The following is an 18441-nucleotide window of genomic DNA, read 5'->3' on the forward strand; positions in this document are numbered from 1 at the left end:
CGGCCGCGGAGGCGCCGGGGCGCTGCGCTATTTGGAGCCGGCGCTGACGAAGTTGCGCAGTTCCGGCGTCTGCGGGTTGGCGAACAGCTCCTGCGAGGGGCCGCTCTCCCAGATCTTGCCCTGGTGCATGAAGACGGTGGTGCTCGCGACGTTGCGGGCGAAGCTCATCTCGTGGGTCACGAGGAGCATCGTCATGCCGTTCTTCGCCAGCTTCTCCATCACGAGCAGCACCTCGCCGGTCAGCTCGGGGTCGAGCGCCGACGTCACCTCGTCGAACAGCATGACCTTCGGCCGCATCGCCAGCGAGCGGGCGATGGCGACGCGCTGCTGCTGGCCGCCGGAGAGGTTGTCAGGATAGCTGTCGAACTTCTCGGAGAGACCGACCTGCGCCAGCACCTCGCGGGCGAGCTCGGCGGCCTTGTCCTGCGGGACGTTCTGCGTGATGCGCGGCGAGAGCATGATGTTCTGCCCGACCGTCAGATGCGGGAACAGATTGTAGCTCTGAAAGACGATGCCGACGTCCTTGCGCAGCTCGCGCAGCTTCTTCGGGTCCTGGTCGACAACATGGCCGGCCACCTCGATGCGGCCGGAATTGATCGCCTCGAGCCCGTTGATGCAGCGCAGCAGCGTGCTCTTGCCGGAGCCGGAGCGGCCGATGAGCGCGACGACCTGGCCGCTCTCGACGTTGAGAGAGACGCCCTTCAGGACCTCGAGGTCGCCGAAGCGCTTGTGGACGTCGTCAATGAGAACGGCTGGCATTCATCACCTTTTCGAGATGGCGGCTGAGCCGGGACAGCGGGAAACAGATCGCGAAATAGATCACCGCCACCAGCGAGAAGACCTGGAAAGCCTGGAAGGTCGCGTTGTTGACGAGCTGACCCGCGCGGGAGAGCTCGACGAAGCCGACGACCGAGACGATCGAGGTGTTCTTGACCAATTGAACGAGGAACCCGACCGTCGGCGGCAGCGAGATGCGCACCGCCTGCGGCAGGATGACATAGCGATAGGTCTGGGCCGGCGAATGGGCGAGCGAGGCCGAGGCCTCCCATTGCTGGAACGGCACGGACTGGATCGAGCCGCGCCAGATCTCGGCGAGATAGGCCGAGACGTAGACGGCGAGCGAAGCCGACGCCGCCAGGAAGGGCGGCAGCTCGATGCCGATGATCGAGAGCCCGTAATAGCTCATGAACAGCACCATGAGCACGGGAATGGACTGGATCACCAGGATGTAGACGGAGGCGAAGTTGCGGATCAGCGCGATCCGCGACAGGCGCATGATCGCCAGCGCTCCACCGATGACGCCGCCGATGACGAAGGCGATCGCGGTGAGCAGCAGGGTCCAGCCCGCTGCCCGGAAGATGAACATGGCCTCGGGCCAACCGAAGGTCTGCATCAGGCCGCCTCCGCCTTGGCATCGAGCCGGGCGAGGCCGGAAACCTGTGGGAACAGCTTGCGACCCAGCCAGAGCAGCGAGAGCTTCAGCGTCAGGGCCATGACCAGATAGACCGCGGTCACGATGATGTAGGTCTCGAATGAGCGGAAGGTGCGCTGCTCGATGATGGCGGCGGCTCCCGACAGCTCCTGCACCGAAATGAAGGAGCAGATGCTGGAGGCCAGCATCATCAGCACGAACTGGCTCGACAGCGCCGGCCAGACCCGCGCGAAGGCCGGCTGCAGCATGACGTACTGGAAGACCTGGCGGCGCGAGAGCGCGAGCGAGAGCCCGGCCTCGAACTGCGATTTATGGATCGAATCGATGCCGGCGCGGATGATCTCGGTCGAATACGCGCCAAGGTTGAGCGTCATCGTCAGCAGCGCCGCCTCGACGCCCGACATGCGGATGCCCAGAAGCGGGAGGCCGAAGAAGATCATGAAGAGCTGGATCAGGAAGGGCGTGTTGCGCATCAGCTCGACATAGGCGTCGACGACGATGCCGGCCCAGCGGCCCGCCAGCGTGCGCAGCGCCACCAGCAGCACAGCAAGCGAGCAGCCGAGCACGATCGCGGCGGCCGAGAGCCAGATCGTCAGCCAGATACCGCTGATGATCAGATCGGATTCGGCAAGGACAGGATCGAACTGCAAGGAGGTCTCCTCCCCTGTTCAGGGGCTGCGCCGGGCACGGGTCGCGCCGATGTCCGGCGCGACCCGCAGGTCATGAAAAGGCCGGCACGGAGCGATCCGCGCCGGCCCGGTGCAGGGATCAGAAGGTGGGCAGCGCCGGCAGCGGGCCGCCGACCCACTTCTCGGAGATCGCGTTCAGCTCGCCGTTCTGCTTGATGAAGTAGATGACGTTGTTGAGCCACTGCTTCAGCTCGTAGGCGTCCTTGCGGACGGTCATCGAGTTCGGCTGCATGCCGAAGAAGAATTTCACCTCGGTCTCGGTCTCGCCGCGCGCCTTGATGGCGGCGTTGGCCTGGGCGTCGGGGCCGGCAATGGCGTCGACCTGGCCGGAGAAGAGCGCCTGCATCGTGGTCGAGTCGTCCTCGAAGCGCAGGATGGTGAGGTTCAGCTCCTTCTCGCGGTTGACGAATTCGCGCTCGACGCTCGAGCCGCGGTTGACGCCGACCTTGCGGCCCTTCAGGTCCGCCCAGGTTTTGATGGGCGTGCCCTTCTTGGCGTAGATGCCCATCTGGAAGGCGCTGTAGGGGATGGTGAACATCACCGCCTTGGCGCGCTCGGGCGTCGGTGCCAGCGTCGCGACCAGGAAGTCGACCTTGTTGGCCTCGAGCGCCGGGATGCGCGACGGCGGGGTGAGCTGAACCACCTCCATCGGCACGCCGAGATACTTCGAGACGAGGGCGGCGACGTCGGCGTCATAGCCGATGGCATTGCCGGTCGAGTCGACCGAGCCATAGGGCGGGGCGCCGATCAGCACGCCGATGCGCACCTTGCCGCGCTTGGTGATGTCGGCCAGCGTCTGCGCCGAGGCCTGTCCGGCGGCGAGCAGGCCGGCGCCGAACGCCAGCAGCGTGCCGGCGATCTTGAGATGCTTCATCAGGGTCATTGTGCCGTTTCCTCGGTTTGGCGTTGGGTCAGGTGTTTGTGCCCCGGCTTCGGATGGCCGGTTTGCTGGCGATCGGGACTCAGGGCCGCCCTTCTCGCACGACGTTGATGAGAGCGGTACCGGAGAAGCACCGCCTGATGTTGTCCGCCATGACCTGCTGCCGGCGGCGGATGGTGCCGCTGGTCCAGCCCGACATGTGCGGTGTCATTAAAACGTTTGAAAGCTCATGGAAAGGCAGTCGGGACGGCAAAATATTAGGCTCCCCCGGATTTGGGTAGCGATACCATGTGTCAATGATCGCGCCGCCGATGCGGCGGTCGTGCAGCGCCTCGTACAGCGCCGTTTCGTCGATGGTGGCGCCGCGGCCGACATTCAGGATCACGGCGTCGGGCCGCATCGCCGCGAGTTCGGCCTTGCCGACGAGGCCGGTGGTGTCGGCCGTCAAAGGCACGGAAACGACGAGCGCATCGACCGAGCCGCAGAAGGCCTCCAGCTCGTCCAGGCCGAAGGCGCGGTCGACGAGGTCCGAGGTCGCGACCGGGCTGCGGTTGGCGACATGGACCTTCATCTCGAAGGCCTTGGCACGCCGGGCGATCGCCTTGCCGATATGGCCGAAGCCGAGCAGGCCGATGGTCCGGCCCGCGATCTCGCCATGGACGCGGTCGGGCGAGCCGGCCCAATAGGCCCAGTCGCCGCGGCGCAGCCGGGCGTCGGCGTCCGCGAGCGGGATGGCGCGGGCAAGCAGCGCACCCATCACATATTCCGAGATCGCCTGCTCATGGCCGAAGCAGTTGCAGACGCTCGTCTGTGTCGGCAAGCGCGCCAGATCGACGGCGTCGTAGCCGGCGCCGGGGACGTGAAACAGCTTCAACCCGTCGGGCATCGGCAGGCCGGAATCGAACTTCACCCCGATGATCGCCTGTGCCGCGGCATAGGCCTCGCGATCCGCCGGGCTCTTCAGCGCATCGGGCAGGATGCGGACCTGCGCGTCGGGGCCGACGAGCTCTTCAAAGCCCTGGCTGAAGGAGGCGGCGTTCTCGCCGTGGAAGATGATGCGCATGGTCGGCGGTTCCGGTTCGAGCGGTTGAAATCCGTCAGGGGGCGAGAAGGGGTTCGACGCTGCAATCGAGCAGCGAGGGATCGAGGCGAATCTCCATCTCGTCGAACATGGTCTCGACGAAGCCGATCAGGGCGTCGGAGGCTGCGACCGCGCGCTCGACATGGCGGGTCGCGATCGCGTTGAGCACGGCGAGATGGTGGTCGATCGAGCCCGCGAGGCCCGGCTGCTCGGCCATATGCGTGTGATAGATAAAGCCGATGCGGCGGAAGAGCGTGTGCAGCGGCCGCAGCGTATGCTCAAGGAAGGGTTCGCCTGCCGCCGCCAGCACCATCTGGTCGATGCGACGGTCAAGCGTGTTGAACTCGGCCAGGGTCAGCCCGTCGCGGCGCTCGCGCAGCAGGCGCTCCATGTGCAGCATCTGGTTGCGATGGGATGGGCCGGCGCGCTCGGCGGCGAGCCGGATGACGAAGCGCTCGATGTCGCGTCGCAGATGCAGCAGCACCCGCTCGCGGGCGAGATCGATCGGCGCGATCTGCAGCCCATGGCGAGGGCGGACGACGATCAGTGTGTCGGCGGCCAGTCGGTTGACGGCGTGGTGCACCGGCGTGCGCCCGAAGCCGGTCATCTCCTGCAGATCCTGCATGGCGAGGAAACGGCCGGGCGCCAGTTCGCAGCGCACCAGCATCTCCTCGATGCGCTGATAGGCCAGGTCGAACAGGTTGACGCGGTTGCGCCGCGCAGGGGGCAACTCCTCCGCATCCACCAAGATCGGCCGGCCTGCGCGCTGCGCCATCTGCTTTCCTCCGACGAAGCTCGTTTGGCGCCCCGATCGGGCGGAGACTAAACATATTGTGATATTTTACAAGCGGCACTATGGTCTCGCGGAGCCATCGTGGCCGTCTCGTCGGGCGGCTGCGGCGGGCCGGCACTCATCAACGACGTTCAGCGGCTCGCGCCGTGCAAGAGCGTTCGCCGCCAGGGAGGCAGGCTTTGAAGATCACCGCCATCGAGACGCTGCGGACGGAAGAGTTCGCCAATGTGCTGTGGGTGCGCGTCCATACGGATGCCGGCATCATCGGCCTGGGCGAGACCTTCTATGGCGCGGGCGCGGTCGAGTCCCATCTCCATGACACGCTCGCCATGCGGCTGCTGGGCAAGAACCCGCTGCACATCGAGGCGCTGCACCGGGAGATGACGAACCTGCCGATGGCGCAGGCCTCGACCGGCGTCGAGTCGCGGGCGACCTCGGCGGTCGACATCGCGCTGTGGGACGTATTCGGCAAGGTCTGCGACCAGCCGGTCCACCAGATGCTCGGCGGGCTGTGCCGCGACAAGCAGCGCATCTACAACACCTGCGCCGGCTATGGATATGTCCGCTCGCACAACATCAAGCCGGTCTCGACCTGGAATCTCGGGCTGAGCGAAGGTCCCTATGAGGATCTACACGGCTTCATGAACCACGCCGATGCGGTGGCCGAGAGCCTGCTGGAGAGCGGCATCACGGCGATGAAGATCTGGCCCTTCGACCCGGCCGCGATCGAGAACAACGGGCTGTTCATCACCCCCGATCAGATGCGCAAGGCCTGCGAGCCGTTCGAGAAGATCCGCAAGGCGGTCGGCGACAAGATCGAGATCATGGTCGAGCTGCACTCGCTCTGGAACCTGCCGACGGCGATCAAGATCGCCCGCGTGCTCGAGCAGTACGAGCCGAGCTGGTACGAGGATCCGATCCGGATGAACTCGCCGCAAGCGCTGGCCGAGTTCGCCCGCTCGACGACCGTCTCGGTCTGCGCCAGCGAGACGCTCGGGTCGCGCTTCCCCTACAAGGACATGCTCGACCGGGACGCCATGCACATCGTCATGGCCGATCTCTGCTGGACCGGTGGATTGACGGAAGGCCGCAAGATCGCGGCGATGGCCGACACCTATCACCGCCCCTTCGCGCCGCATGACTGCATCGGCCCTGTCGGCTTCATCGCCGCGATCCATGCCTCTTTCAGCCAGCCCAACACGCTGATCCAGGAATCGGTGCGCGCCTTCTACACCGGCTGGTACAAGGAGCTGGTCACGACGATGCCGACGATCGAGAACGGCTATGTCCTGCCGATGGAAGGGCCGGGGCTGGGCGTCGAACTGCTGCCGGCCGTCTTCGAGCGCACGGACCTGACCGTCCGCCGCTCCAGCCTGTGAGGATGTGACATGACCAATCCCCTCTTCGACCTCTCGGGCAAGACCGCCCTCGTCACCGGTTCCTCGCGCGGCCTCGGTCGCGCCATGGCGGAAGGGCTGGCGGTCGCCGGCGCGCGCATTCTGATCAACGGCACCGATCCCGCGCGCGTCGACGAGGCGGTCGCGGAATTCCGCGCGGCCGGCCACCAGGCCGAGCCCGCACCGTTCAACGTGACCGACGAGGCCGCGATCATCGCCGCCTTCGAGGCTTTTGACGCAGCCGGCATCGCGGTCGACATCCTCGTCAACAATGCCGGCATCCAGTTCCGCAAGCCGATGGTCGAGCTCGCCACCGCCGACTGGCAGCGCGTCATCGACACCAACCTGACTTCGGCCTTCATGATCGGCCGCGAGGCGGCCAAGCGCATGATCGCGCGCGGCCATGGCAAGGTCATCAATATCGGCTCACTCACCAGCGAACTCGCGCGGGCGACGGTGGCGCCCTATACAGTCGCCAAGGGCGGCATCAAGATGCTGACGCGAGCCATGGCGGCGGAATGGGCGGAGGCCGGCATCCAGGCCAACGCGATCGGCCCCGGCTACATGATCACCGACATGAACCAGGCGCTGATCGACAACCCGACCTTCGACGCCTGGGTCAAGGGCCGCACCCCGGCACGCCGCTGGGGCAAGCCGGACGAGCTGATCGGCACGGCGGTGTTCCTGGCGTCGTCGGCCTCGAACTACGTCAACGGCCAGATCATCTATGTCGATGGCGGGATGTCGTCCGTGCTCTGAGCGCGGACAGCGCGCTGGAACTTTACCCAGCGTGAAGCATTGAACGGGAGCACCCGCGGCATTCCGCCGCCCGTTCCCCGACGTCCTCGCCGATCATCGTCGGCGGGGTGCCGTCACCAGAGGCCGTCGAGCGCTCGCCCGCTCGCTCCGTTCCATGCCCGCATCCTCCTTCCGCTTTTTCCTGCGCGAGCAGACGCGGCCGGCCCATGAGCGCTTGGACCGGCTGGTCGGGCCGATCGACAGCGCCGCCCGCTACGGGGCCTTCCTGCGCGCGTCCTATGCCCATCGCCTGGCGGTCGAGCGCTATCTCGCCGAGCCGGCCTGGCCGGAAGCCTTCGGCGACTGGAAACCCGCCGTCATCGCCCCGCTGATGGAGCGTGATCTCGCCGATCTCGGACTGGCGCCGCCCGAGACCCGGTCGCTCGACCTGTCAAAAGACATCTCCCACCGCATCGGCGTCGCCTACGTGCAGGAGGGATCGTCGCTGGGCGCCCGCCTGATCGTGAGGATGGCGGCCGGGCTCGGCTTCGACGGCTCCCATGGCGCGCGCCATCTCGCGGCGCAGGCTCAGGGGTTGTCCAACTGGCAGCAATTCGTCGGGATCATCGACGGCCTTTCCGGCGTTGACCCAGCGGCAGCGGTTCAGGCGGCATCGCTCGCCTTCGACCACGCGGCCGCGGCGATGAAGGGCAATGGATTTTCCTGAGATGGCGACCGTCGATCTGACGAATTGCGACCGCGAGCCGATTCACGTCCCCGGCAGCATCCAGACGCATGGCTGCCTGCTCGTCTGCGACGAGGGCGCCGTGGTGATCCGGCGCCAGTCGGCCAATGCGGCCGCCTTCCTGGGCCTGCCGGACGAGGATCTCGTGGGCCGCAAGCTCGAGGATGTGCTGGGCGGAACGCCGGTGCACGAGCTGCGCAACGCGCTCTCACGCTCGGGGCAGCCCTCGCGACCGGGGCTGATGCCGAGGGTCACGCTCTCGACGACGTCGCGGACCTTTGACATCAGCGTGCACCGCTTCAAGGGCAACGCGATCGTCGAATTCGAGCTGGCGACTCGGGAGGGGCCGGCCTCGCCGCTGGAATTCGCGCGGACGCTGGTCGGGCGGCTCAGCCATGTCCGCACGCCGCGCGAGCTGATCGACAGCGCGGCCCGGCTGCTGCGCGCGATCCTGCAATATGACCGGGTCATGGTCTATCAGTTCGCCGCCGACGGCTCTGGCAAGGTCGTCAGCGAGGCCAAGCGCAGCGACCTCGAAAGCTTCCGGGGCCAGCATTTTCCCGCCAGCGACATTCCCCAGCAGGCGCGCCAGCTCTATCTGCTCAACCCGATCCGGCTTGTGTCGGACGCCAGCGGCGCACGCCATCCGATCGAGCCCGTGCTCGACGAGGCGGGCCAGCCGCTCGACATGACCTATTCGCACCTGCGCAGCGTCTCGCCGATCCATTGCGAGTATCTGCGCAACATGGGTGTGGCAGCCTCGATGTCGGTCTCGATCATCGTCGACGGTGCGCTCTGGGGGCTGATCGCCTGCCACCATTACGCGCCCCGCTCGATGTCGATGAACCAGCGCATCGCGGCCGAGATCTTCGGCGAGTTCTTCGCGCTGCAGCTCGGCGCCCTGACACAGAAGCAGAAGCTCGAGGCGGGCGAACGCGCCCGGCGCTTCCTGAAGGATCTGCTCGTCTCCTCTGTCCATACCACCGACATCGCCGCCTTCCTGCGCTCGCATCTGTCGTCCTTCCCCCAGCTCGTGCCCTGCGACGGCGTCGGGCTGCTGCTCGACGGGGCGTGGTCGTCCTGGGGGCGGGTGCCGCCGGCCGATGCCGTGCCCGGGCTGGCCGCCTTCCTCGGCCAGGTCTCGCCCGGCGCGGTCTTCGCGACGAGTTCTCTCTCGGAGGAGATGCCGACGGCCCGCGCCTTCGCCGCCGAGGCGGCGGGCGTGCTGGCGATCCCGCTGTCGCAGCTGCCGCGCGATTACCTGCTGCTGTTCCGGCGCGAGCTGGTCCAGACCGTCGAATGGGGCGGCGATCCCAACAAGACCTACAGTTCCGGGCCGCTCGGCGACCGGCTGACGCCCCGGCAGAGCTTCGCCGTCTGGAAGCAGACGGTCGAGAACCGCTCTCTGCCCTGGGCCGAGGTCGAGCTCGATCTGGCGGAATCGGCGCGTGGTGCCCTGATCGAGGTGGTCCTGCGTCAGGGCGAACTGCTGTCGGAAGAGCGCGGCAAGACCGAGGCCCGCCAGAAGATGCTCAATCAGGAGCTCAACCACCGGGTCAAGAACATCCTCTCGGTGATCCGCTCGATCGTCTCCTATCCCGTGCAGGACGAGACCGCGATCCGGACCTATGTGCAGACGATCCAGGGTCGCATCGACGCGCTGTCGCTGGCGCATGACCAGGCGACGCTGGGCGCCGGTGGCGGGGCGCTGCGCGAGCTGTTCGAGGCGGAGCTCGCGCCCTATCTCGGCAGCGGCCAGCGCATCGCGATCGAGGGGCCGCCGGCTGCGCTGGATCCCCGCGCCTTCTCCGTGCTCGCTTTGGTCATCCACGAGCTGGCGACCAATGCCGCGAAATATGGCGCGCTCTCCCGCGAGAGCGGGCGGGTGAGCGTGACCTGGAGCCGGTCCGACGCCGGCGATTGCGCGATCACCTGGCAGGAGAGCGGTGGCCCGGCGGTCTCCGCTCCGCAGCGGACGGGATTCGGCAGCGCGCTCGTCTCGCGCAGCATTCCCTTCGATCTCGGCGGGCGCAGCGACATCAGCTTTGAGGCGACGGGCGTCATCGCGCGGCTGACGATTCCCGGCGGCTTCCTGTCCTGGCCGGCCGTGGCCGAGCCGTCCGAGACATCGGCGCTGTCGACCCTGCCCGAGGGCGGGCCTTCGCCGGTTCAGGGCAAGAAGGTGCTCCTGCTGGAGGACCAGTTCCTGATCGCGATGGATGTCGAGGAGATGCTTCTCTCGATGGGCGCGTCGAGCGTCACCATCTGCGCCAGCGTCGCCGAGGCTATGAGCCTGCTCGAGCGAGACCTGCCGGACATCGCGGTGCTCGACGTCAATCTGGGGGCGGAGACCTCGGAGGAGGTGGCGCGGCGGCTGGTGGCGGCGAAGCGGCCCTTCGTCTTCGCGACCGGCTATGATGACGGCTCGCGCCTGCCGATCATTGACCAGACGGCGCCGGTCGTGCGCAAGCCCTACTCCGTCGCGACCCTCAGCGCCACGCTGCGGCAGGCCCAGCTCGGGAGCGGCTGAACCGCGGCTGCCACGCTGCACAGCCGCTCTGGCCGCACACTCCGGTCGGCCGACGGGTGATACCAAAACGCAAAAAGCGCCGGGATGCCCGACGCTTGCGACAGTCTCGAAGGCTGTATGTCCTGGAGCGGGAGAAGGGATTCGAACCCTCGACCCCAACCTTGGCAAGGTTGTGCTCTACCCCTGAGCTACTCCCGCATCAGGACATCGGCGCGGCGTTTCCGCCGCGGAGGCCGGCTTATTGCCCCAAAGCGTCGCGCAGTGCAAGCGCCTTGTTGCAGCCGTTTGATCTTTTTCGGAATGGGGCGCGGAACGCGCCGATCCGGCCGCCTGCGGGTGCTTGTAGCGGCCTTGGCGGCGGGTTACGCAGCGCTCCAACGCTCTTTCGAGGCCGGGCCCGCCTTTCCATGTCGCAGATTATCCCCACCGCACCGCTGACGCCCGAGCAACTCTGCGCGCATCTGGATGAGCGCGGCATCGCCTATGCGCGCGTCGATCACGAGGCGGTCTTCACGGTGGCCGAATCGCAGGCGCTGCGCGGCACGCTGCCGGGGCTGCACTCGAAGAACCTGTTCGTGAAGGACAAGAAGGGCCGGCTCTTCCTGGTTTCGGCGCGCGAGAATGCCCGCATCGATCTCAAGCGCCTGCACGAGACGATCGGCGCCAGCGGGCGGCTGTCCTTCTGCTCGGCGGAGGCGCTGATGGATAAGCTCGGCGTGACGCCGGGATCAGTGACCGCGCTCGCCGTCATCAACGACCGCGCGGGGGCGGTCACCATGGTGCTCGACCGCAATCTCGCGACCGGCGAGCCGGTGAACTTCCACCCGCTGATCAACACTGCGACCCTGCGGCTCGAGCTGGACGATCTGCTCGCCTTCCTGCGCGAGACCGGCCACGATCCGCTGATCGTCGATTTGCCGGTTCCCGAAGATGGACAGAACGCCTGATCCTCCCCATCTATGGGCCGGGCTGCGGGCGCGGCCGGACCACCCCGTTTCCGATATGCGTGCGATGAAGGACGACCCATGCTGGTCAATGGCGATGCGGCCGAGCAACCCGGCCTGATCAAGGACACGAGCACCCAGGGCTTCCGGCAGGATGTCATCGCGGAGTCGATGAAGCAGCCGGTGCTCGTCGATTTCTGGGCGCCGTGGTGCGGCCCCTGCAAGCAGCTCACCCCGGTGATCGAGAAGGTCGTCAAGGCGGCGCGCGGCAAGGTGCGGCTGGTCAAGATGAACATCGACGAGTTCCCGGAGATCCCGGGCCAGCTCGGCATCCAGTCGATCCCCGCCGTGATTGCCTTCAAGCAGGGCCAGCCGATCGACGGCTTCATGGGCGCGCAGCCCGAGAGCCAGGTGAAGGCCTTCATCGAGAAGCTCGTCGGCACGATGGGGCCGGGCGAGACGGAGGAGCTGATCGCCGCGGCGAAGGCGGCGATCGAGGCCGGCGATGCCGCCGGCGCCAGCGAGCTCTACGCCCATGTGCTGGAGCTCGAGCCCGACAATGTCGCGGCGATCGCAGGGCTGGCGAAGCTGCATCTCGATCTCGGCGATCTCGAGGGGGCCATCGGCATCCTCGGCATGGTGCCCGAGGCGAAGGCGGCCGATCCCGCGATCGCTGCGGTGCGCGCCGCGATCGAGCTTGCGCAGCAGGCCGCGGCGCTCGGCGACACGGCGGAGCTGGAGGCGAAGGTCGCCGCGGATCCGAAGGACCACCAAGCGCGTTTCGACCTGGCGCTGGCGCTCAATGCGCGCGACCGGCGCGAGGAGGCGGTCGATCATCTGATCGCCATCATCAAGGCCGACCGGGCCTGGAACGACGACGGCGCGCGCAAGCAGCTGCTGCAGTTCTTCGAAGCCTGGGGGCCGATGGACGAGCACAGCATGGCGGGGCGTCGCAAGCTCTCCACCCTGTTGTTCTCCTGAACGCGAGGAGCGGCCGATGGGCATGAACGCCGTCTATAACGGGCCGGAGGATTGCCCTGCCGTGGTGCCGGTCTTCCCGCTGGGCGGCGCGCTGCTGCTGCCGCGCGGGCAGATGCCGCTCAACATCTTCGAGCCGCGCTACATCGCCATGATCGACGACGCGATCCGCACGCATCGCGTCATCGGCATCGTCCAGCCGGAGCCGGAGAGCAGCCGCCAGGCGGCGACGCCGGGCCTGCTGCAGGTCGGCTGCCTCGGTCGCATCACGCAGTTCGCCGAGACCGGCGACGACCGCTACATCCTGACGCTGACCGGGATCGCGCGCTTCCGCATCGCCGAGGAGCTCTCGGTGACGACCCCCTACCGCCAGTGCCGCATCGGCTATGATGACTATCTGATCGACTTCACGGCCCGGGCCGGCGAAGAGTCGGTCGATCGCAACGCGCTGCTCAAGGCGCTGCGCGCCTTCGCCAAGGCGAGCGAGCTCAAAATCGACTGGAAGGGCGTCAACGAGGCCCCCAACGAGGCGCTGGTCAACGCGCTCTCGATGATGTGCCCCTTCGGCCCGCGCGAGAAGCAGGCTCTGCTGGAAGCGCCGACCCTGAAGGATCGGGCCGAGGTGCTGGTCGCGATCACCGAGATCGAGCTGGCCCGCAGCGGCGGCGATCCCGAGACGACGCTGCAGTGAACCTCTCCCGGTTTTCCCCTGCTCGCCGCCATCCCGGGCGACCGAAGGGAGACCCGGGATCCATTCCTGAGCCTCTCAGGACAAGCGTTCCGGAATGGATCCCGGATCTCCGCTGCGCTGCGTCCGGGACGACGGCTCGTTTGAGGCTTGGTGCTGAAACATCGATCAGCTGGCGGTGCAGATGAGTTCGTCCGTCGATACTGCGGCCATGCCGCCGGTTCGCTATCCACCCCGCCGCGCCGTCACCGCCTGGCTGTTCTTCGATTGGGCGGCCCAGCCCTTCTTCACGCTGATCACGACCTTCGTCTTCGCGCCGTTCTTCGCCGCCGCGCTGGCGTCCGATCCGGCGCAGGGGCAGGCGCTGTGGGGCTATGCGACGGGTTTTGCGGGCCTGTGCATCGCGCTGCTCTCGCCTTTGCTCGGCGGCATTGCCGACCGGACCGGGCCGCGCAAGCCCTGGATCGCGGTGTTCGGCGCGATGCTGGTGCTGGGCTCGGGCGCGCTCTGGTTCGCCGTGCCGGGATCGCCCTGGGCGGTGCCAATCGCCTTGGCCGGCTTCGTCGTCGCGACCATCGGTGCGGAATTCGCGACCACCTTCAACAACGCGATGATGACGCGGCTGGTGCCGCCGGAGCGGCTGGGCTGGCTCTCGGGCACGGGTTGGGCCATCGGCTATCTCGGCGGGCTGATCTCGCTGGCGATCGTGCTGGCGCTGCTGGCGGCCGATCCGCTGACGGGCAAGACGCTGGTCGGTCTGACGCCGATGTTGGGGCTCGACGCTGCGGTGCGCGAGGGCGACCGCTTCTCCGGGCCGCTGACGGCCTTGTGGTTCGTAGTGTTCGTCGCGCCGATGTTCCTGCTGACGCCGGACACGACCCGCACCGGGATGAGCCTCTCGGAAGCCGCGAAAGGCGGCGTCGGGCGCCTGATGGACACGCTGCGAGAACTGCCGCGGCTGCCGTCGCTGGGACGCTTCCTGCTCGCCAACATGATCTATCAGGATGCGCTGGTGGCGCTGTTCGCCTTCGGGGGCATCTATGCCGCCGGCGTCTTCGGCTGGCAGACGATCGAGATCGGCGTGTTCGGCATCCTGCTGACGGTGACCGGCACGTTCGGCGCCTGGATCGGTGGCCGGGTCGACGATGCGATCGGCGGCAAGACGGTGGTGCTGGGCTCGATCGGCTGCCTGCTGCTGGCTTGCCTCGGCATTCTCTCGCTGGCGCCCGACCGCATCCTGTTCGTCATCGAGGCGGCGCCGGCGACGCCTGGCGACGGGCTGTTCGGCTCGCTGCCGGAGAAGGTCTATCTGGGCTTAGGGCTGCTGATCGGGCTCGTTGCCGGGCCGCTGCAGGCCTCCTCGCGCAGCCTGATGGCGCGTCTGGCGCCGCCCGACCGCGTCGGCGAGTTCTTCGGGCTGTTCGCGCTGTCGGGGAAGGTCACGTCGTTTCTGGGGCCGACGCTGGTGGCGCTGGCGACGACGGTGTTCGCCAGCCAGCGTGCGGGGCTGGCCGTGCTGATCCTGTTCTTCCTCACTGGCGGGGCGCTGCTGGCGGGGGTGAACGTCAAACGGGCGCCGTAGCGCCCGTTTGATCCGGCTCGTCATGCTCGGGCTTGACCCGAGCATCTGGGAAACCAGCATTCTTCTCGTCATGAGATTCTCGGGTCGATGCTGTGCATCGCCCGAGAATGACGGCTGTTCACCGAACCAGAATGTTCCGGAACTGCCAGGGGTCGCTTTCGTCGATGTCTTCCGGGAAGAGGCCCGGGCGACCATCGAGCGGGGTCCAGTCGGTGTAGTAGCCCTTCACCGGTCCGAGATAGGGCATCTGGATTTCGAGGCAGCGGTCGAGATCCATCTCCTCGACCTCGACGATGCCGGCCTTCGGATTCTCCAGCGCCCAGACCATGCCGGCGAGCACGGCCGAGGTGACCTGCAGGCCGGTTGCGGTCTGGTAGGGGGCGAGCTTGCGGGTCTCCTCGGTCGAGAGCTGCGAGCCGAACCAGTAGGCGCCCTTCTCGTGGCCGTAGAGCAGCACGCCGAGCTCGTCGATGCCGTCGATGACCTCTTCCTCGTCGAGGATGTGATGCTCCTCCTGCGGGCGGCCGGCATTGCCAAACATCTCGTGCAGCGAGAGCACCGCGTCATTGGCGGGATGATAGGCGTAGTGGCAGGTCGGACGATAGATCGCCCGGCCAGCGTCGTCGCGCACCGTGAAATAATCGGCGATCGAGATCGACTCGTTATGCGTCACCAGGAAGCCGTGCTGGGGACCCGGCGTCGGGCACCAGCTGCGGACCTTGGTCGCGGCGCCCGGCTGCATCAGGTAGATGGCCGCCTGGGATCCGGTCTCGTGGGTGCGGGCATTCTCCGGCATCCACTTCTCATGGGTGCCCCAGCCGAGCTCGGCCGGCTGGACGCCCTCGGAAATGAATCCCTCGACCGACCAGGTGTTGACGAAGACGCCGGGGGGCTTGGGGTTCTTCGAACGCTGGGTGTCACGCTCGGCGATATGGATGCCCTTGATGCCGACCTGCTTCATCAGCCCGGCCCATTCCTCGCGGGTGGTCGGCTGCGGCACGTTCAGGCGCATGTCGGCGGCGATGTTGAGCAGGCCCTTCTTGGCGAGCCAGGAGGCCATGCCGGGATTGGCGCCGCAGCAGGAGACCGCCGTGGTCGAGCCGGGGGGCCGCGCGCGCTTGGCGGCGAGCGTCATCTCGCGCAGGGCATAGTTCGAGCGCTCGCCCGGGCCCTTGGTCTCGTCGAAATAGAAGCCGAGCCAGGGCTCGTTGACCGTGTCGATGTAGAGCGCGCCGAGGCTCGAGCAGAGCTCCATGATGTCGCGCGAGCCGGTGTCGCAGGAGAGGTTCACGCAGAAGCCCTGCCCGCCGCCGGCGGTGAGCAGAGGGGACAGCATGTCCTTGTAGTTCTCGAGCGTCACGGCTTCTTGGATGAAGCGGATGCCCCGCTCGTCGAGGAGGTGGCGGTTCTGGTCATCGGGAGCGATGACGACGAAGCGGCTCTTGTCGAACTTCAGGTGCCGTTCGATCAGCGGCAGCGTCCCGCGGCCGATCGAACCGAAGCCGATCATCACGATCGGGCCGGTGATCTCTCCATAGACGGGCCAGGTGCTCATTCTCGGGTTGTCTCCTTTGGGATCGGCGCTGTTGAGAGGGTGGCCGCGCGGAGCCACCCCGGCTCCTAGGGGGGAAGCGCCGCCTAAGTCAAACATCAACCGCACAGGCGGTCGCGAGCGCACCCCGCGGAGGGCTAGTGGCTGCCGGGATAATCGGCGTCGAGCACGAAGGGGTAGGGGCCGGGCGAGCGCTCGACGAAAGCCGTGTGCGTGACGAAGCCCGCACCCTCGCGGAAGGAATGGAGCAGATAGGCCGGAGGCTCCATGTGGAAGGTCGAAGGGCTCGCTTCCGAGAGGTCGAGCGTGACGGCGTGGGTCACGCTTGGCGCGATCTGCGCGATCGTGCCGGAAAAGCGCGTCACGATCGGCCGGTGGTGATGGCCGCAGAGGATGCGCTCAATGTTGGGATGACGCGCGACGATCGCGGCGAACTCCTGCGCGCCGTCGAGGAGGCGGATCGCGTCCATGTGCCGGATGCCGCAGTCGAAGGGCGGGTGGTGCATGAAGATCGCGACCGGCTTGCCGTCGGCTTCCGTCAGCGCCTTGTCGAGGAAGGCGAGCCGCGCGGGGCAGAGCGCGCCGGCGCTCTTGCCCGGCAGCAGTGTGTCGAGGCCGATCAGCCGCATCGGGCCGCAATCGGCGACGAACTGGACGAAGCCGTCATCGAGCAACTGGCGGGGATCGAGCGCCAGCCCTGCGGTCAGCGTCTCCCTGCGGTCATGGTTGCCCGGCACGAGCAGGACCGGAATGCCGAGGCCGTCGAGCATGGTGCGCAGCAGGGCATATTCCTCGGCCAGTCCGCAATCGGTGAGATCGCCGGTGATCACCAGCAGATCGGGCCGGGGCGAGAGCCGCGCCACGACATCGAGCGCGCGCTCGCTCAGCGCATTGGTCTCGGAGACACGATAGGCGGGCTTGCCGCGCGGGCGGATATGCAGGTCGGTGATCTGGGCGATGAGCATGGTGGTGTCCAGCACGCCGTCATGGCCGGGCTTGACCCGGCCATCTCAGGCAGAAGAGTGATGATGAGATGCCCGGCTCGAGGCCGGGCATGACGATTGTTGCTGGCCTCAGTTCGTCGGCAGCTTCAGCGCGGTCTGCTCGACATAAGGACGCATGATCTCGTCGGCGCCCTTCTGGGCGGCGACGAGGGCCTCCTTCGGCGTCTTCTTGCCCGAGAGCACGGCGGCCAGCTCGTCCTCGATGGCCTTGCGGACGGGGACGGTCTTGTAGGTGGCGAACCACGGCTTGGCGAAGGAAAGCTGGCTCACCGCGATGCCGGCGTCGGGGTTCTTGGCGATGAACTCCTTCATCTCGGGCGTGTCATAGGCGGCCTTGTTGGGCGCGAAATAGCCGGTGGCGCGGCTCCACCAGCCGGACTTCTCAGGGCTCGTCATCCAGTTGATCAGCGTCCAGGCGGCTTTGCGGCGCTCGCCCTCGACGCCGGTCGGGATCACCAGCGAGGCGCCGCCGATCGGCACCTCGTTCTTCACGTTCTTCGGCACGAAGGCGACCTTGTAGGGGAACTTCGCGTTGGTGCGGATATGGGTCAGCGAGCCCGTCGAGAGCAGCATCATCGAGGCCTGGCCGGAGAGGAAGGCCGAGGAGACCGCGCCGCCTGCCTGGACGCCGGCCGGATGCACCTTGTGCTTGGCGATGAGGTCGGACCAGAAGGTCAGGGCGCCGAGCATGGACGGCGTGTCGTAATAGACCTCGCCGCCGTAATCGACATTGAACCACTGGCCGCCATTGGAATGGGTCAGGGCCTGCAGGATCCAGCCACCATAGTCGTAGTTGGAGGGCATCATCATGCCCCAGCGGGTGACGCGGTCGCCCTCGCGCTTGGTCAGCTTCTTGGCGGTCGCGACCAGCTCTTCCCAGTTCGCCGGCAGCTTGTCGGGGTCGAGGCCGGCCTCCTTGAGGTGGTCGGTGTTGACGTAGAGCAGCGGCGTCGAGTTGTGGAAGGGCACGCCATAGACCTGACGGTCGAGGACGGCATTGCCGTGCAGCGCGTCGAAGAACTGGCCCATGAACTGGTCGTTGGTCTTGCCGTCGGCCTTGATCAAGCCGTCCATCGGCTGGATCTCGCCCTCGATCTTGAGGTCGAGCAGGAAGTTGGCGGACATGATCACGGCGGCCGGCGGCTTGCCGGCCTTCATCGCGGCGCGGGTCTTGATCAGGGTCTCGTCATAGGAGCCGGTATAGACCGGGGTGGCCTTGATCGACGGGTTCTTCTCGTTGAACTCCTTGATCAGGGCGGCCATGTCGCGGGCGAGCTGGCCATCGACGGGGACTGGGAAGAACAGCTCGATCTCGGTGGGCGCCTGCGCGAAGGCGGGCGAGAGCGCGAAGCTCGCGGCGAGCGCGGCACCGGCGAGGATGTTGCGTCGGGTGGTCGTCATGGTGGCT

17 protein-coding genes and 1 tRNA gene are annotated in these 18441 nt (G+C 67.1%); 8 read left to right on the top strand and 10 right to left on the bottom strand.

Translation table 11 applies throughout. The features are described from left to right. Positions 1-27 precede the first annotated feature (27 nt). The 6 genes from ABIE41_RS08230 to ABIE41_RS08255 form a co-directional block, all read right to left on the bottom strand. The gene (locus ABIE41_RS08230; RefSeq protein WP_192644104.1) at positions 28-759 is read right to left on the bottom strand and encodes an amino acid ABC transporter ATP-binding protein; all 732 of its coding nucleotides are present in this window, start codon (positions 757-759) and stop codon (positions 28-30) included. Then, complete coding sequence (locus tag ABIE41_RS08235; protein WP_192644103.1) at positions 740-1393, bottom strand: amino acid ABC transporter permease; 654 nt, start codon at positions 1391-1393, stop codon at positions 740-742. Before ABIE41_RS08235 ends, ABIE41_RS08230 begins: the two co-directional genes overlap by 20 nt. Next, entirely contained in the window at positions 1393-2082 is a 690-nt protein-coding gene (locus tag ABIE41_RS08240; protein WP_192644102.1) for an amino acid ABC transporter permease, read from the bottom strand. Before ABIE41_RS08240 ends, ABIE41_RS08235 begins: the two co-directional genes overlap by 1 nt. A gap of 118 nt (positions 2083-2200) precedes the next feature. After that, complete coding sequence (locus ABIE41_RS08245) at positions 2201-3004, bottom strand: transporter substrate-binding domain-containing protein (RefSeq protein ID WP_192644101.1); 804 nt, start codon at positions 3002-3004, stop codon at positions 2201-2203. A gap of 79 nt (positions 3005-3083) precedes the next feature. Continuing rightward, the gene (locus tag ABIE41_RS08250; protein WP_192644100.1) at positions 3084-4064 is read right to left on the bottom strand and encodes a 2-hydroxyacid dehydrogenase; all 981 of its coding nucleotides are present in this window, start codon (positions 4062-4064) and stop codon (positions 3084-3086) included. Positions 4065-4098: 34 nt separating this feature from the next. Continuing rightward, positions 4099-4857 carry a GntR family transcriptional regulator gene (locus ABIE41_RS08255; RefSeq protein ID WP_192644099.1) on the bottom strand — a complete coding sequence of 253 codons (759 nt, stop codon included), beginning with the start codon at positions 4855-4857 and terminating at the stop codon, positions 4099-4101. A gap of 197 nt (positions 4858-5054) precedes the next feature. Here ABIE41_RS08255 and ABIE41_RS08260 point away from each other — a divergent pair, with 197 nt between their 5' ends. The 4 genes from ABIE41_RS08260 (at position 5055) to ABIE41_RS08275 (ending at position 10285) form a co-directional block, all read left to right on the top strand. Continuing rightward, on the top strand, positions 5055-6254 hold the full coding sequence (locus ABIE41_RS08260; RefSeq protein WP_192644098.1) for a mandelate racemase/muconate lactonizing enzyme family protein: 1200 nt from the start codon (positions 5055-5057) through the stop codon (positions 6252-6254). 9 nt (positions 6255-6263) lie between these two features. Then, positions 6264-7031: an SDR family oxidoreductase gene (locus tag ABIE41_RS08265; RefSeq protein ID WP_192644097.1), complete on the top strand. Its 768-nt coding sequence runs from the start codon at positions 6264-6266 to the stop codon at positions 7029-7031. Between the two features lie 154 nt (positions 7032-7185). Beyond that, positions 7186-7737 (top strand): biliverdin-producing heme oxygenase, encoded by a 552-nt coding sequence (locus ABIE41_RS08270; RefSeq protein ID WP_192644096.1) that lies wholly within the window; start codon positions 7186-7188, stop codon positions 7735-7737. A 1-nt stretch (position 7738) separates the two neighbouring features. Beyond that, entirely contained in the window at positions 7739-10285 is a 2547-nt protein-coding gene (locus ABIE41_RS08275) for an HWE histidine kinase domain-containing protein (protein ID WP_192644095.1), read from the top strand. A gap of 123 nt (positions 10286-10408) precedes the next feature. Here the strand turns inward: ABIE41_RS08275 and ABIE41_RS08280 are convergent. Beyond that, a tRNA-Gly gene (locus ABIE41_RS08280) sits at positions 10409-10483 on the bottom strand. 209 nt (positions 10484-10692) lie between these two features. Here ABIE41_RS08280 and ABIE41_RS08285 point away from each other — a divergent pair. The 4 genes from ABIE41_RS08285 (at position 10693) to ABIE41_RS08300 (ending at position 14477) form a co-directional block, all read left to right on the top strand. Beyond that, positions 10693-11232, top strand: coding sequence for a prolyl-tRNA synthetase associated domain-containing protein (locus tag ABIE41_RS08285; protein ID WP_192644094.1), 540 nt, complete (start codon positions 10693-10695; stop codon positions 11230-11232). A 78-nt stretch (positions 11233-11310) separates the two neighbouring features. After that, a complete protein-coding gene (gene trxA / locus ABIE41_RS08290; RefSeq protein ID WP_192644093.1) occupies positions 11311-12210 on the top strand; it encodes a thioredoxin in 900 nt (299 codons plus the stop codon). A 16-nt stretch (positions 12211-12226) separates the two neighbouring features. Continuing rightward, positions 12227-12898, top strand: coding sequence for an LON peptidase substrate-binding domain-containing protein (locus tag ABIE41_RS08295; RefSeq protein WP_192644092.1), 672 nt, complete (start codon positions 12227-12229; stop codon positions 12896-12898). A gap of 181 nt (positions 12899-13079) precedes the next feature. Beyond that, positions 13080-14477 (top strand): MFS transporter, encoded by a 1398-nt coding sequence (locus ABIE41_RS08300; RefSeq protein WP_192644091.1) that lies wholly within the window; start codon positions 13080-13082, stop codon positions 14475-14477. Positions 14478-14595: 118 nt separating this feature from the next. On the opposite strand, the gene ABIE41_RS08305 is transcribed toward ABIE41_RS08300, so the two are convergent. The 3 genes from ABIE41_RS08305 to ABIE41_RS08315 form a co-directional block, all read right to left on the bottom strand. Beyond that, on the bottom strand, positions 14596-16032 hold the full coding sequence (locus tag ABIE41_RS08305; RefSeq protein WP_192644090.1) for a homospermidine synthase: 1437 nt from the start codon (positions 16030-16032) through the stop codon (positions 14596-14598). Between the two features lie 134 nt (positions 16033-16166). Further along, on the bottom strand, positions 16167-16994 hold the full coding sequence (locus ABIE41_RS08310; RefSeq protein ID WP_192644089.1) for a phosphodiesterase: 828 nt from the start codon (positions 16992-16994) through the stop codon (positions 16167-16169). A 108-nt stretch (positions 16995-17102) separates the two neighbouring features. Continuing rightward, positions 17103-18434: an ABC transporter substrate-binding protein gene (locus tag ABIE41_RS08315; protein WP_192644088.1), complete on the bottom strand. Its 1332-nt coding sequence runs from the start codon at positions 18432-18434 to the stop codon at positions 17103-17105. Positions 18435-18441: the final 7 nt, after the last annotated feature.

This window comes from Bosea sp. OAE506 (assembly GCF_040546595.1).
In the GTDB taxonomy this organism is placed as follows: Bacteria; Pseudomonadota; Alphaproteobacteria; order Rhizobiales; family Beijerinckiaceae; genus Allobosea.